The following is a 14,202-nucleotide window of genomic DNA, read 5'->3' on the forward strand; positions in this document are numbered from 1 at the left end:
AAAGGCAAATATTGGTTGTGCCTGTTCTCCTCGACTAGCGATCGCTCGCGATAGTTGCTAATTCGATCGGAATCCCCCAATCGGATTAGTCATTTCTACTGGTATCCCGCTGCTTGCAACGTGAACAACCGCGCGTAGCGTCCTCCAGCTTTCAATAACTCCTCGTGACTTCCTTGTTCTATCACCTTTCCGGCTTCCAAAACTACAATCTTGTCAGCCATTCGCACCGTTGAGAAGCGGTGGGAAATGAGGAGAACCATCTGATTTTTTGTTACCGTCCGAAAGCGATCAAAAATCATCACTTCCGCTTCTGCGTCCATCGCCGCCGTTGGTTCATCCAATACCAAGATATCCGCTTTCGTTCGCATAAAAGCGCGAGAGAGGGCGATTTTTTGCCACTGACCGCCAGAAAGTTCCGTTCCTCCTTTAAACCATCGTCCTAACTGAGTCTGAAACCCGTCTGTCATCGTTTCGATAAAAGGTTTCGCCATGCCTTTTTCTGAGGCAATTTCCCAGTGTTTTTCGTCTTCTAAGTAGTTGACATCCCCAACGCCCACATTCTCTCCTACCTTGAACTGGTAGCGGACGAAGTTCTGGAAAATCACGCCAATCCGTCGGTGCAGCACCTCAATGTCCCATTCCGGCAAATCCAAGCCATCGAGTAAGATGCGCCCAGAATCGGGGGCGTACAATCGAGTTAACAGTTTAATTAGCGTGGTTTTTCCAGAACCGTTCTCTCCGACAATCGCTAGTTTTTCTCCTGGTTTCAGGTGTAACGAGACTCCATTTAAGGCGGGTTGAGGGCTTCCTGGGTAGGTGAAATAGACATTCTCGAAACGCACCCCATCATTCGGAAGTACACCCTGAGTTGCCATCCCCCAAGTTTTGGGGATGTCTTGTTCTAGAAACTCGTAGAGGTTGGAGAGATACAGGTTGTCTTCATACATTCCCCCAATGGAAGTCAGGGCGGCGGAGAAGGTAGACTGTCCTTGCCGAAACACCATCAAGTACATCGTCATGTCGCCGAGAGAAATCCGACCCGCAATCGCTTCTAAGACAATCCAGGCGTAGGCGACATAGAAGGCGGCGGTACTCAAACTCCCCAGCAAGTAACCCCAGAATCCTCGCCGTAAGGTTAAATCTCGGTCTTCGCTGTACAGTCGAGAGAAGATGTCTTGGTAGCGTTGCAGCAACATCGATCCCAACTGATACAATTTCACTTCTTTGGCATAATCTTCCCGCGCAATCAGTGTTTCCAGGTAGTGTTGTTGGCGGGTTTCCGGCGATCGCCAGCGGAACAAGCGAAAAGCTTCCCCAGAAAAGCGCGTTTCGGCGATAAAGGCAGGCAAGGCGGCTATGACTAGGACTACTACTGCCCAAATGGAGAATTGCAGCAGCAAACCGCCGTAGGTAACCAGCGACAGACCACTCTGAATTAAGCTGAAAGTCCGGCTGACTAGTGACAAGGGACGACTGGATGCTTCCATCCGCGCCCGATTCATTTTGTCGTAAAACTCGGAATCCTCAAAGTGCGTAAGGTTGAGTGTAAGTGCCTTTTCCAAAATTAAGACATTTACTCGCTGACCCAGCAACACTCGCAGCAAGGATTGACAAACGGATAAACCTCTTTGACTACCTGCCAACAACAGGACAACGATCGCTTCTAATCCTACATAACCTAACGCTGTCCAGCGATCGCTTTGCAAGCCGGTTTGAGAAGCCAAAACGACCCCATCGACGATTAACTTGCTGACATAAGCAACAGCTGCGGGTAGCAACCCGGCGAATAAGGTGAAAGCGGCAAGAACGATCGTGAGGATGCGGCTGGTAGTCCAGACTAAACTAATCGCGCGATCGCTATATCGGAAAACTGCTAAAGATTGGCGTAAACGTTGCCCAATCAATCTGAAGAGATTAAATTTCTGACGACTCATAATCTATTTATAACGTCGTCTAGGCATCAGAACGAGCAACGGCTATCGTCCCTAGAGGCGGTAAAACAACTTCTAGATTGAAGTAGCGATCGCGCAACACTCCCGCAAGCGATCGCAATCCCCATTCTTCACTCCGACGATGACCAACGGCGATAACGCGGATTCCGGTTTCTTCCACAGCCGCTGCTGCTGGCTGTCGTAACTGTCCAGTAATGTATAGATCGGCACCCCGCACAGCCGCCTCGCGGATTAGCGCATCAGTCATTGCCCCAACGACTGCGACTCGCTGGATGTCGCTTTCACTACTCGCAAGAGTTTTATCGTATCCGCCGAAGATTTCCCGAACGCGATCGCAGTAACTCACAAAACTCTTTGCAGCAATTTCCCCAATCGTACCAATCGGTCGCCCTTCCTTTTCCCCCAACACCTCCAATGCAGACATCCCCAATACATCGGCAAGTCGAGGATTAAAACCCAGCGTCATTCGTTCGTCAAAAGCTAGATGATACGCCACCACCCCAACATTGGGTGCGAGTTGGCCCGCTTCCAGCTTCCAAGGACGATGTAAAAATAAAGCATCTATTCGTTGAGATTTTGCCCATTTTTCTAGTCCCGCCCAAGGTTCTAAGGCTAATCCTATCCGACGAATCGGGCGCGTTGAAGGGTGATAAATGCCACCTTGGTCATCACCAAAGCGATGAACGGCAAAGAATCGATCTAAAAATTGTCCAATATCATTTAGAGCGATCCCGTCTCCAGTCAAGGCAACTGTACTCATGGGCAAAATCTGATTTATAGCGGCTGTAATCTACGCTTGTGCCCGATCCCAATCCATTCACCGAATATCCATTCATACATCCCGCCTGATAACTGGTAGCCATCTCACAGATGACTCAGTTCAGTTATGACTCAGTAGAACTGGAAACCGGATGAATCGAAGAGAGTTGCTGCAATTTTTGCGCTTCCAGGACTTCTAGCCGAGCCAGTGATGTAGCGGCATCTGCTAACTGTAAAGCCAGATTCACTCGGCATACAGGATCTTTTGCTTGCCAAAGATCCCGCGACAGACAATGTACTCGATAGCGGAACATTTTAATGGAGTATGACGGGATGGCTTTAACAGTCATGGTTACAATCTCTTTTCTACAGAAGCTTGAATGTCTAGAAGTACCCGTGCTGGCTCTAGATAAACAAATGTCAGTATGATTACTTGTTCGTCCGTACTGATTGTTACATCATTAAGGACTTCTTGCGGTAAAACCCGTTCATGCCTCACCACTACAGTGTATTGCCCAATTGGCAGGTCATCAAAGCCCGCGTCTGCATGAATCAGGTCAATTGTCTCCTGAGCGATCGCTTGCCCATTTTGCCTAAGTAAAGTGATAAAGGCAATGCCATCAATTGAAGTCAGGGCATGATTCTCCTGATTGCGAATCGTGACATAAATATCGGACATTTACTCAGACCTCTGTTTCCAGTTTCATGAGTGTATCCGATAACCAAAGCGATCGCTTTTTGGTCTAATCAGCAGTACTTTGTTAAAAGTAGCACCACCAGCGAGATCGCTTTTGTGTTCAATAACGCGATCGCCGCAGTTACAGAAAGCCAGCTACAAGGTACCATTGCTGTAGCAAACCCCACTTGAGAGGCGCTATGTTCATCAGCCTGATTGCAGACTACGGAACCGGCGATCCAGCTTTTGCAGAGGTCACGCAACGTCTTTTGATGGCTTTACCTTCCTCCCAGATTCACTGCCTCTCGGTCCCTCCCTTCAGCACCTTGGCAACTGGTTTCTGGATTGCTCAACTCGGACTCAATCCTGGTCCCGAAGAGCGTCTCATTTATCACAACTGTGCTCCTCGCCAAGATGACCCAGAAGCACGGCAAAACAATGAAGGCGAGGGATTAACTTATGCGCTGTTGCCTAATGGCGTCAAAGTAGTGGGTGTGTTTGCTGGTTACACGCTCTCTTTTATCAAAGACCATGCTCAAGTTTTGCAAACAGTCAAGGTTTCTAGAGGCGGGTCGCAGTTCCGTTCGCGGGATGTGTTTCCTAATGCAGCAGCAGCGATCGCTCAGGGAGATACTAGCTATTTAGGAGAAGTCTTGAACCCCAGCCAAATCCCTGATGCACCGAGCGATCGCGTTGCCTGGATCGATGGTTACGGGAACATCAAAACCACAATTCCCGCTGATACCCTCAACCTAAAACCGGAAGAAAAAGTAGTGATTCGGGTCGGGGATGTCGTGAGCGATGCCATCTACTCTGACGGCAGTTTCCGCGTGCCTCAGGGAACTTTGGCGTTTTCACCGGGAAGCTCCGGCTGGAATGCTGCTAAGGATGGAAAACCTATCCGTTGGATGGAGTTATTTTTGCGAGGGGGCAATGCTTGGGAACGCTTCGGTAGACCCCGAGTGAATCAGGTAGTGACACGACTCTAAATAAGGAATTAAAAATTCTCCTTTCTGAATTTTTAATTTGGCTTAATTTGGCATCTTTAATTTATAGTGGCTCTTTCGGAGCATTACCGATTAGCGCTTGCACTAAATTCCAGAACGTCGAAATAAATGCCGCTCCTAAGACAACAAACATTAGCATCGCCAGCCCAGCAAAGGGAGCGGTAATGAATAAGACTATGAACGCGAACAAGAGAATCGTCAGTAGTGCCTTGTTCATCGGTGTTGTTTCCTTCCGATTCAGGTGTACTTTCAAAGGATAACTAGGTGGTTTGTTCTCGTGACCCCTTCTGTGTGCTGAATTAAATATCATCACAGCGAGAGATGTTCCCAAAGGAGTTAAGTTCCAACGAACTTCAGGAAGTTTATAAAAGCGAGAGCCGCTTTGCTTCGCACTGCTGCGAAAAAGGCGATCGCTTTTAACAAATCTTGGCTATCGCAAATCGCCTTTGGTGAATTATTATCAACCAGAGATAGAAGTAGCACCAAAACTAATTTGCACCTATGGCTTACACCGCTAAAATCTTGGCATTTGCAGGTAGCACCCGCATTGATTCTTACAATAAAAAGCTGGTACAAGTTGCTGCGAACGGAGCGCGGTCAGCGGGAGCTGAGGTGACATACGTGGATCTGCGCGACCTACCGATGCCGCTATACGACGAGGATCTGGAAAAGAGCGAGGGAATGCCTGAAAATGCGCGGAAGTTTAAACAGCTGATGATCGAACATCAGGGACTTCTCATCGCTTCTCCGGAGTACAACAGCTCAATTACAGCCGTTCTGAAAAATGCTATTGATTGGGCGTCACGTTCAACTGCACCGGAGGAACCTCCGCTCGTGGCTTTTGCGGATAAGGTAGCGGCGATTATGAGTACCTCACCGGGAGGATTGGGCGGTTTACGCTGTTTAGTCCACCTGCGCTCAATTTTGGGGAATATCAGAGTCATCGTTCTTCCCGATCAGATAGCGGTGCCTAAAGCTTTTGAAATATTTAATCCCGACGGTACGTTAAAAGATCCTAAGCAGCAAGAGTCTGTCGAGAAGTTAGGTGAAAAAGTTGCTCACGTGGTGGCGAAGTTGCACGGATGAAATATGGCGCTAAGAGCGATCGCTGATTTGCTAAGCCTAAACTTGATTAAAGTAACTACTTATGAGGCTCTAACCTTTTAAAAGCTCTTAGAACAACCAAACACAGCAAAGCCCCAATTAAGCTCATTTGCCATAACCCACACCCAGCAGCAATTCCTAAAGCAGCGGAAACCCAAGTAGCCGCAGCCGAGGTGAGTCCACGAACTTTAACACCTGTTTTCGATTCGTCCTGAGACTCGCGTAAAATTTCTCCTGCGCCTAAAAATCCAACCCCGGCTGTAACGCCCTGAATGACTCTGCCAAGAGCCTCAGCACTTTCTTGTGCCGTACCGATTTGGAGGGGCACGAGAACAAAGAATGCTGAACCCAGACTGACCAGCATATGGGTTCTTAAACCTGCTGGTTTGTTCTTGAGTTGGCGCTCTAAGCCGATGACTGCCCCAACCAGCAAGGCAAGGCATAGCCTTAAGAAAATTCCTAAGCCATCATTGGGAGAAAGGATGTAGGTTTGTGGCAATGTTGTGCTACTAAAAACGAAGTTTCAACCAGTCTAGTTTACAGGCTGGTTTATATAGATGACTAAAAGGGGAATGGGTGCGAGCTAACCATTCCCCTTTTATTCGCTAACGGAGAGGGGGGGATTCGAACTCCCGGAACCTTTCGGTTCATCCGATTTCAAGTCGGACGCAATCGACCACTCTGCCACCTCTCCAGGTGTGTTTTTTTATCATATCAAGGTTGTGGAATTTGTTACTACTAACTTAAAACGGGTTGGATCGCTGGCTCGGTGCGATGGTAAAGAATCTGCTCAGATGCAACGGTGAAGTCTTTACCAACCCAAATCAGGGAGACTTGGGAGACGATACCGCCTTGCAGAGAGACGAGAGAGAAATTATGTAGGCGGTTTGTCTCCGTTTGGATAATCCGAGGTACGCTGGCTGAATTTAAGTAAACGGTTCCCTCTGCGCTGACATAAACTGGGGTTCGCAAGTGGATCTTTGTGTGGCGCATAGTGTGGTGCATATGACCAAAGGTGACGAGGGGAATGGTTTTCCCTGCGTCGCGAGTTTGGGCGATCGCATCTGCAAAATCCGGATCGCCATAGTCGCCCCCAATAGGATGCCAATCTTTGCCACAGGGGTCTTCTGGGCGATCGCCTAACCCGACAGGCCCATTGTGACCTATAAAAATAATCGTTTCAGAAGCAGCACTCTGAGCCGCTGAGAGAATTCGGGCGGTTGACTCCTCGAAATTCTTCACCCCATACCGTTGTTCGTAGAACTGGGCATTTTTCCAAACTTCTCCGCCCCAGCTAAAAGGGCGACTCCCAACAACTGTTAAATTCAGGGCGGGAAAATCAAGCGAACCGTAACCGACATGGGTTTCTCCCAACAAATCCATCTGTTGCTGCACCCGGTCTTCTTTCTGGCGGTCGTAGGGACACCGACTTCTGCCCCAATCTGAGGCGCTGTACCAAGCGTCATGGTTGCCAAATATTGCCGCTTTGGGAAGATCGAGAGATGCGATCGCTCTTACCACATCCACCGACTCATTGCCGAAATCCCCTACAAATAGCACTAGGTCAACACCCAGATGCTTGAGGGCAATTTCATCATCGCTGTCCCACTGGTCGTGAATATCGCCAACAACCGCAATTTTGATGGGTTTTTCCGGGTTCCTCTGATTGCTCATCCTATCTTCCTCGTCGGTCTTTCTCCAGCATAAAAAAGCATCGCCTGTTTTCGCAGTATCCTCTGGTGTAACTCCTTTTTTTTGTTTGTGAGCAATCGCGTGATTTGATTTTGCCAGGAACACTTGCCTGCTTGGGCGGGGTCTAGAGCGTTGTTCACTTTCGACACAATTCACCGCCAGGTAGCACAAGCCGATGAGCGATCGCACAGATGCATCTAACTCTTATTGAGAACCGCTATATTAAAGCAAATTTTCTCTGACCTGACTTGCCCACAAGTTTTGGTAAAAACAACTATAATTACTGATTACACGCCTAGCGATTTGATTCCCCCAAAAAATTATCACTGTGTTTACTACTACACTTCCTCAGCGTAATTTTGCTCAGACAGCGGCATTCCCTCACGATTTATTTGAGGCAATTAACGCCCTCAAAAAAGAGTTAAACGCTGTTATTCTTGCTCATTACTATCAAGATTCTGATATTCAGGATGTAGCAGATTATATCGGAGATTCCTTAGAGCTTTCCCGAAAAGCAGCCAGCACAAATGCTGATGTTATCGTGTTTGCGGGCGTTCACTTTATGGCGGAAACTGCCAAAATTCTCAACCCCGATAAGTTGGTACTCTTACCCGACCTCAACGCCGGTTGCTCGTTGGCAGACAGTTGTCCTGCGGATGCTTTTGCTAAATTTAAGGCGGCTCACCCCGGTCATATAGTCGTTTCTTATATCAATTGCTCTGCCGAAATTAAGGCAATGAGCGACATTATTTGCACCAGTTCCAACGCGGTTAAACTGGTTCTTCAGATTCCAGAAGACCAGCCGATTATATTTGCCCCCGACCGGAATCTGGGACGATATGTAATGGAACAATCGGGGCGAGATTTGGTGCTGTGGCAAGGTAGCTGTATGGTGCATGAGACTTTCTCTGAGAAGAAGATTGTCCAGCTAAAAATTGAACATCCAGAAGCTGAAGTCATTGCCCATCCAGAGTGCGAACCGTCGGTGTTGCGCCATGCCAATTACATCGGTTCTACTTCAGCACTGTTGAAGTATTCTCAAGCAAGTTCCACTCAGGTATTTATTGTGGCGACTGAGCCGGGAATTATTCATCAAATGCAGAAGCAGGCACCTAAAAAGCACTTTATTCCTGCACCGCCAATGAACGACTGTGCTTGCAATGAGTGTCCTCATATGCGGTTAAATACTCTGGAGAAGCTGTATTTAGCGATGAAAAATCGGGCACCAGAAATTACTTTACCGGAAGAAACGCGAGTGGCGGCGCTGCGTCCAATTCAGCGGATGTTGGAAATGAGCGCCTAGCCAATGTTGGGTCGGGAAGGAAACCTGATGGAAAAGAACCCCACCCCCAGCCCCTCCCCGCTTGCAGGGCGGGGAGATGGAGTAAGAGGCGCAGGCGATCGCTTGGTTGGGGTTCTTCATTTCGGGGGATCGATTGGACTTGGTATAACAAGCAACAATGAACGATGAATGAGCAACGAATTGAATGGCAATGAATAGAGAGTGCTTGATCGTTTTTACTCGCTATCCAGAGCCAGGAAAGGCAAAAACTCGGCTAATTCCAGTTTTGGGGGAGGATGGCGCTTCAAATCTTCATCGCCAGATGACCGAGCATACACTCTCGCAGGCGAGGGAACTGCAAAGCGATCGCGCGACGAGAGTGGAAGTTTATTTTACTGGCGGCGACCAGCAGTTGATGGAAGACTGGTTGGGAGCTGATATCATCTATCAGCCGCAGGGTGAGGGCGATTTGGGACAGCGGATGAAGTCGGCGTTTCAAACGGCTTTTGCGGCTGGGATAGAGGGCGTTGCGATCGTCGGTACTGATTGCCCTGGTTTGGATGCGAAAATAATGGCGCAAGCATTTGAGCAGCTAAACGGTCATGATTTGGTTTTGGGACCAGCGATGGACGGCGGCTATTATTTAATTGGGTTGCGGTGGGTGATTCCAGAATTATTTGCGGGAATCAACTGGGGAACCTCGGAGGTGCGAGAAAAGACGGTAGCGATCGCTATCTCCCTTGGTTTGGCAGTTGCTTATCTTCCCCCCCTATTTGATGTTGACCGTCCAGAGGATCTTGCAAAAGTTACAAGTTTTGAGTTTTGAGTGATAGAAACGGCAAGAATTTCCATCATTATTCCCGTTTTGAATGAAGCTGCTGACACGATTCGGTCAACATTAGCGAGTGTTCAGAATGTCGAAAATGTGGAAGTAATCGTAGTGGATGGGGGAAGTCAGAATGAAACCGTCGCTCTTGTGCAATCCTGGGGCGTTAAAGTTCTGTTTTCGACTGCTGGACGTGCTTGCCAAATGAACGCGGGTGCAACGGCTGCGACAGGAGATATCTTGTTATTCCTCCATGCAGATACCTCTTTACCGCTTGGGTTTGAGAAATTAGTTCCGTTGACACTAGCCCAGTCTGGAACCGTTGCGGGTGCCTTTGAACTCAAAATTAATTCTCCAATGCGATCGCTACGTCTAGTTGAAAGGATGGTGAATTGGCGATCGCGCTTTTTTTCCCTACCCTATGGCGACCAAGCTATCTTCTTGAAAGCTTCTCTATTTCACGATATTGGAGGTTTTCCCAATCTTCCCATCATGGAAGATTGTGAATTAATTTGTCGCCTGAAACGCTTAGGGCGAATTTCTATTGCCCCCGCTCCCGTAATGACTTCAGCCCGTCGCTGGCAGAAACTTGGGGTGCTGAAAACTACGCTGATAAATCAGATAGTAATTCTTGGCTATTTCTTGGGAGTTTCCCCATCTCAACTGGTTAAATTTTATCGCGCTAAAAAGTGAGTAGAAAATTTCTCTAAAAATTTTATTAATATAGCCTGAGTTCGGGATAAGAGAGGGGCAAAACTGATAGGCAGAAAGTGCTAAATTGTTATCCATCTGGTTGCCCCATGTCCAGTCTAGAAGAACTGTTTTGCTGCGTCGATGACTTCTGCCAAACCTTTGAATCACTCTCTTGAGTGCCAACTTCTTAGTAACATCTGCCTGTTGAATTGCACAGCTTTTGGCAGCCGCTGATCGCAACTGTCAAACCACTTAATCTTGAGTGGAAACACAACCAAAAGGTTATGAGTGGGAATTCAGCACCGAGTTAAATAAGTCTGAGTTTGCCCCCGATGAATGAAGCCTTGTATTTGAAAGCTGTGCAACCATCTCGGCACGGGATGAAACCTCAAGCTTACGGAACATTCGCTTTAAAGCTTGCTTCACAGAATTTTCAGTAATCCAAAGTTGATTGCCAATTTCTGCGTTGGTTTGCCTCAACGCCACCAATTCTGCAATTTGCAACTCGCGAGGTGTTAAACGTTCGGCTTTGCCGTTCTGAAGGAAACCGCTATTAAACGGTTGGTGCTGTGACTTTCCTGCAAAAATGCTTTGTGAATCCACTGTTGCAACCCAACTCGATAAGTGCAGGCAGATGGCACCTAAATCGACTAGATTTTCGCTATCAAAAGCAGGCATTATCTTTTCAGGTGTGCAGCCGACTACGCCCACGATTTGACCCTGATTGATGATAGGTCCCGCCATCACATGCCAGTGATCTGGACGAGGACAGATTAATTTCCAAGTCTTGGGGGTTGTCACTAATGCTTCGTGAACCGGAGCATAGCGCTCCGCTAAATAACGCGCCACAGGATTATGCTCGATTGAGAGTGCAATTTTCAGGATTTTCTGAAAATTGCGATCGCTTAAGGGCAGTTGGTTAAAGAAAAAAAATTGCCCATCGTTTCGCTGCAAAATATTCACCAATTTTTGGTGCGATTTGCGATCGCAGGTCGGATTTGCTATGGGTTTGGCGAATGGCTGACAACAGAGGCTCTAAGGAATTTGTCATACGTGAAGGGGTCTAAAGTGTACCCGATCGAGGTCTAGAAGCATTAAGGCGCTCAGCCTATATTAGCTTTAATCTCAATAATCCCCTGATATGACTATCAATCCAGAAATCGATCGCACTTCTATCCGCGCGATGCAGGTCGGCTTTTATGCGACTTCAGTCGTCTTTAACCTATGCTTGATTACTCAATTATTGACAGTCGGAATCGCCTACTTTATTAGTCCTGCATGGTGGAATATTCACGTTTGGCTAGTCCGAGGATATGGTGGACTGTCATTAGTATTACTAGGATGGTCATTTATCACCTCATTTCCACCTCAAATACAACGCCTCACTGCGAGTCTACCCGTGCTGCTGGCACTACAGTTTGTCAGCATTCATCTCAAAAGTTCTTTGCACCTAGAGATACTACACCCTTTGATAGGATTTTCGTTACTCTACGTTTCCTCAAGCCTTGTCCATCGTGTATGGCGCAGCCTATCGCTCAATCATCGGCATAATGAACAAGTTTAAGAGGTAGAGATGACACAAGAGGCAATCTTTAGTCCCTTTTTTGCAACACTGTTTCTGACACTCCTAGTCTGGGTGTATATGTACATTCGTCGGATCGGTTTCATCAAAAGCCAGAAGCTCCGTCCGCAAGACCTTGTTGCATCTAGCACACCCGCACAAATCTGGCCGCGAAACGTATCCAATCCATCAGATAACCTAAAAAATCTGTTCGAGATTCCGGTACTTTTCTATGCGCTCGTACTCTACCTTTTCGTCACAAAACAAGTAGATATAGTGTACGTAACCGCTGCGTGGATCTTCGTTGGGTTTCGCGGATTGCATAGCGCCGTCCACTGTACATTCAATCTCGTTATGCTTCGGTTCTACCTCTATCTGTTCGCTACCCTCTCGGTTTGGTTCATCGCGTTCCGCGCCGCCCTTACTTACTTTGGCGCGTAGGTATGCTTTCATAAATTTGCGTCATGTATTCAGCCACTTGGGTTGAGACGTGCGATCGATCCCAGACATCAAATTGAGATTGGAACAATCATGTAAACGGTGGACAAACTCTGGATGTGCGAATCGAGCAATCATCTCCTAATCCGTCAAATCCGACTGAAAAAATCGCCCTCTAGGAGAAGAAAAAGCGATCGCATTCTCACGATAACTGAATGTGAAATATGCGATCGCGAAGCGCCGACTTTGTCGGTTCGCCCATTAGAATCCCGATCCCAACCACTTGGCAAAATTGTGTTTTTGGGCGTCGTCAGGAGACTCCACTGGCACAATTTTGTAAGCACTTGGGCGCGGATCTGCTAACGTCACCAGTGGCATCCGGAGTTCATCTTGATGGAAAACCGTTACCTGAATCGTATTACCCGGTTGGTAGTCTTTCAAGCGATCGCTCAAAGAAAGTGCCGTCACTCGGAAGCCGTCAATTGCTAGCAATTCATCTCCCGCATCAATTCCTGCTAACTGAGCTGGAGAACCCGCTTCGACAAATTTGATCGCCTCGCGCCCATTCTCCGTCTTCGCCGTCACACCGAGAAAAGGAACGGGTTCCTCTTCCTCAACCACTAACCGCAAACCGAAGGGATTCAGGTACTCGTCAAAGGGTAACTCTTCAGTTCCATCAACGTAGCGCTTAAAGAAGTCGCTCAAATCCATATCAGCGACTGATTCTATAACTTGCTGCAATTCTTCTGGAGTGAAGCCGGTTTCCGGCTGTCCAAACTGCTGCCACATTTGCCGCATCACATCATCGAGCGATCGCTGATTGCTATGACGCCCTCGAATCAGTAAATCCAGCAAAAAGGATACCATCGCCCCTTTCAGATAGTAGGAAATCTGGGAATTCCCACTATTGGCATCCGGTCGGTACAGCTTAATCCAGGCATCAAAACTCGATTCACTCGCCGGTTGCACCAGCCGCCCTGGTGTCGTTTGTAACCGCGAGATTTCCTTGCCTAACTCCTTCAAGAAAGACTTTGCATCATAGATTCCCGCCCGGAACGGAATCACCAAGTCGTAATAACTGGTCGTCCCCTCACTAAACCACAGAGAAGGCGTATAGTTTTCCCCAGTATAATCAAACACTTCCAATCCTTTAGGACGGATGCGCTTCACGTTCCACAGGTGAAAGAACTCGTGGGCGACCAGCTGCATAAAGCGATTGTACTTCTCGCGATCGCGGAAACCAAAGCGATTGTAATTCAACGTGCAAGCATTCTTGTGTTCCAAACCTCCAGCACCCGTGGAAGCTAAATGCAACAGAAACACATATCGGTCATAAGGTAAACCTCCAAATATCTGGGATTCCACCCCAATAATTTTCTGCGTGTCCTCAATAATCCGCTCTGGTTCGACGTTCCCCTGTCCCCAGATGGCTAACTCATGAGCTTTTCCCAAAACTTCAAAATGATACAACTGGTGGCAACCAATCTCAAAAGGACTATCCACCAGCGTGTCAAAATCGGGCGCTTGGAAGGTGTTCGCTTGCCCATCCGCCGTGGGTAATGGAGTTGTGACGCGCCATTCGGGTTTGGGCGGCACAATCGTCACTAGAATGGGTTGTTTTTCAAATTCGGGTATATAAAATAACAGAGCAGCACTGTTAAAATAACCGTGAGTCGCGTCCAAATGATTGGTTCGCACTGTTAGTTCATTGGCAAACATTCGGTAACGCACCGTAACTTCCGACACACTGTTTGTCTCTATTTGCCAGTGATTTTTGCTAAGCTTGCGCCACGCTAAAGGTTGTTCGCTGGAATCAGCTGAAAAGTCTTGCAAATGTTTAGAATACTCGCGCACCAAGTAGGAACCAGGAGTCCAAACGGGCAATTTTAAATCGAGAATCGGTGACTGCCAGTTTTGTACGGTAAAAGTTACGTCAAAAAGATGCGATTCCGGCTCCTGTATCGCCACCTGGTAATGAATTTTTGGTGCGGTATTGGATAAGCGATCGCGGCGAATAGCTGTTGCTTCTGTCATTTTTAGCTTTTATCAATCGTAGATATCCACTAATTTAACTAGCAATTTTTGGTCAGTGGTTAGCCGGTAGTCAGAAATTCGGTTTTCAATTAGTAGAGATAAGGATTAACGACATAAGTCCTAAATGATTCGCGCAGGGGAGATCCTCAACTTCGCGAGAGAAGCCAGGGATCTGAAC

16 protein-coding genes, 1 tRNA gene and 1 pseudogene are annotated in these 14,202 nt (G+C 47.6%); 8 read left to right on the forward strand and 10 right to left on the reverse strand.

Annotated features, from left to right (window positions below; all coding sequences use genetic code 11):
- Positions 1 to 95: 95 nt before the first annotated feature.
- From NDI44_RS09105 to NDI44_RS09120, 4 genes are all read right to left on the reverse strand, one after another.
- Positions 96 to 1,934 (reverse strand): ABC transporter ATP-binding protein, encoded by a 1,839-nt coding sequence (locus tag NDI44_RS09105; protein WP_190415120.1) that lies wholly within the window; start codon positions 1,932 to 1,934, stop codon positions 96 to 98.
- A 19-nt stretch (positions 1,935 to 1,953) separates the two neighbouring features.
- Complete coding sequence (locus tag NDI44_RS09110) at positions 1,954 to 2,712, reverse strand: Nif3-like dinuclear metal center hexameric protein (protein WP_190415121.1); 759 nt, start codon at positions 2,710 to 2,712, stop codon at positions 1,954 to 1,956.
- Positions 2,713 to 2,836: 124 nt separating this feature from the next.
- Positions 2,837 to 3,061: a hypothetical protein gene (locus NDI44_RS09115; protein ID WP_190415122.1), complete on the reverse strand. Its 225-nt coding sequence runs from the start codon at positions 3,059 to 3,061 to the stop codon at positions 2,837 to 2,839.
- A gap of 2 nt (positions 3,062 to 3,063) precedes the next feature.
- Positions 3,064 to 3,390, reverse strand: coding sequence for a hypothetical protein (locus tag NDI44_RS09120; protein WP_190415123.1), 327 nt, complete (start codon positions 3,388 to 3,390; stop codon positions 3,064 to 3,066).
- Between the two features lie 30 nt (positions 3,391 to 3,420).
- Here NDI44_RS09120 and NDI44_RS09125 point away from each other — a divergent pair, with 30 nt between their 5' ends.
- Together NDI44_RS09125 and NDI44_RS09130 are read left to right on the forward strand one after the other, a co-directional pair.
- Positions 3,421 to 3,579 (forward strand): hypothetical protein, encoded by a 159-nt coding sequence (locus NDI44_RS09125; RefSeq protein WP_190415124.1) that lies wholly within the window; start codon positions 3,421 to 3,423, stop codon positions 3,577 to 3,579.
- An 8-nt stretch (positions 3,580 to 3,587) separates the two neighbouring features.
- Positions 3,588 to 4,376 carry an SAM-dependent chlorinase/fluorinase gene (locus NDI44_RS09130; RefSeq protein WP_190415125.1) on the forward strand — a complete coding sequence of 263 codons (789 nt, stop codon included), beginning with the start codon at positions 3,588 to 3,590 and terminating at the stop codon, positions 4,374 to 4,376.
- Between the two features lie 61 nt (positions 4,377 to 4,437).
- Here the strand turns inward: NDI44_RS09130 and NDI44_RS09135 are convergent, their stop codons facing one another.
- Positions 4,438 to 4,611: a hypothetical protein gene (locus NDI44_RS09135; protein ID WP_190415126.1), complete on the reverse strand. Its 174-nt coding sequence runs from the start codon at positions 4,609 to 4,611 to the stop codon at positions 4,438 to 4,440.
- Positions 4,612 to 4,895: 284 nt separating this feature from the next.
- Between NDI44_RS09135 and NDI44_RS09140 the strand changes: the two genes are divergently transcribed.
- The gene (locus NDI44_RS09140) at positions 4,896 to 5,480 is read left to right on the forward strand and encodes an NAD(P)H-dependent oxidoreductase (RefSeq protein WP_190415127.1); all 585 of its coding nucleotides are present in this window, start codon (positions 4,896 to 4,898) and stop codon (positions 5,478 to 5,480) included.
- Between the two features lie 55 nt (positions 5,481 to 5,535).
- On the opposite strand, the gene NDI44_RS09145 is transcribed toward NDI44_RS09140, so the two are convergent.
- The 3 genes from NDI44_RS09145 to NDI44_RS09155 form a co-directional block, all read right to left on the reverse strand.
- On the reverse strand, positions 5,536 to 5,997 hold the full coding sequence (locus tag NDI44_RS09145; RefSeq protein WP_190415128.1) for an MgtC/SapB family protein: 462 nt from the start codon (positions 5,995 to 5,997) through the stop codon (positions 5,536 to 5,538).
- Between the two features lie 110 nt (positions 5,998 to 6,107).
- Positions 6,108 to 6,192, reverse strand: a tRNA-Ser gene (locus NDI44_RS09150).
- Positions 6,193 to 6,236: 44 nt separating this feature from the next.
- Positions 6,237 to 7,172, reverse strand: coding sequence for a TIGR04168 family protein (locus NDI44_RS09155; protein WP_190415129.1), 936 nt, complete (start codon positions 7,170 to 7,172; stop codon positions 6,237 to 6,239).
- 346 nt (positions 7,173 to 7,518) lie between these two features.
- Between NDI44_RS09155 and nadA the strand changes: the two genes are divergently transcribed.
- The 3 genes from nadA (at position 7,519) to NDI44_RS09170 (ending at position 9,991) form a co-directional block, all read left to right on the forward strand.
- Entirely contained in the window at positions 7,519 to 8,493 is a 975-nt protein-coding gene (gene nadA, locus NDI44_RS09160; protein WP_190415130.1) for a quinolinate synthase NadA, read from the forward strand.
- Positions 8,494 to 8,683: 190 nt separating this feature from the next.
- The gene (locus NDI44_RS09165) at positions 8,684 to 9,298 is read left to right on the forward strand and encodes a TIGR04282 family arsenosugar biosynthesis glycosyltransferase (RefSeq protein WP_190415680.1); all 615 of its coding nucleotides are present in this window, start codon (positions 8,684 to 8,686) and stop codon (positions 9,296 to 9,298) included.
- A gap of 3 nt (positions 9,299 to 9,301) precedes the next feature.
- A complete protein-coding gene (locus tag NDI44_RS09170) occupies positions 9,302 to 9,991 on the forward strand; it encodes a TIGR04283 family arsenosugar biosynthesis glycosyltransferase (RefSeq protein WP_190415682.1) in 690 nt (229 codons plus the stop codon).
- A 282-nt stretch (positions 9,992 to 10,273) separates the two neighbouring features.
- Here NDI44_RS09170 and NDI44_RS09175 read toward each other — a convergent pair.
- Positions 10,274 to 11,042: pseudogene (locus tag NDI44_RS09175) on the reverse strand (LuxR C-terminal-related transcriptional regulator).
- A 90-nt stretch (positions 11,043 to 11,132) separates the two neighbouring features.
- On the opposite strand from NDI44_RS09175, the gene NDI44_RS09180 reads away from it, so the two are divergent.
- A complete protein-coding gene (locus tag NDI44_RS09180; protein ID WP_190415131.1) occupies positions 11,133 to 11,555 on the forward strand; it encodes a DUF6220 domain-containing protein in 423 nt (140 codons plus the stop codon).
- Between the two features lie 78 nt (positions 11,556 to 11,633).
- The gene (locus NDI44_RS09185) at positions 11,634 to 11,993 is read left to right on the forward strand and encodes an MAPEG family protein (RefSeq protein WP_242037192.1); all 360 of its coding nucleotides are present in this window, start codon (positions 11,634 to 11,636) and stop codon (positions 11,991 to 11,993) included.
- A gap of 258 nt (positions 11,994 to 12,251) precedes the next feature.
- Here NDI44_RS09185 and NDI44_RS09190 read toward each other — a convergent pair whose 3' ends face one another.
- Positions 12,252 to 14,024, reverse strand: coding sequence for a M61 family metallopeptidase (locus tag NDI44_RS09190; RefSeq protein WP_190415133.1), 1,773 nt, complete (start codon positions 14,022 to 14,024; stop codon positions 12,252 to 12,254).
- Between the last annotated feature and the right edge of the window lie 178 nt (positions 14,025 to 14,202).

It is taken from the genome of Trichocoleus sp. DQ-A3 (assembly GCF_039961975.1).
GTDB lineage: Bacteria > Cyanobacteriota > Cyanobacteriia > Cyanobacteriales > FACHB-T130 > FACHB-T130.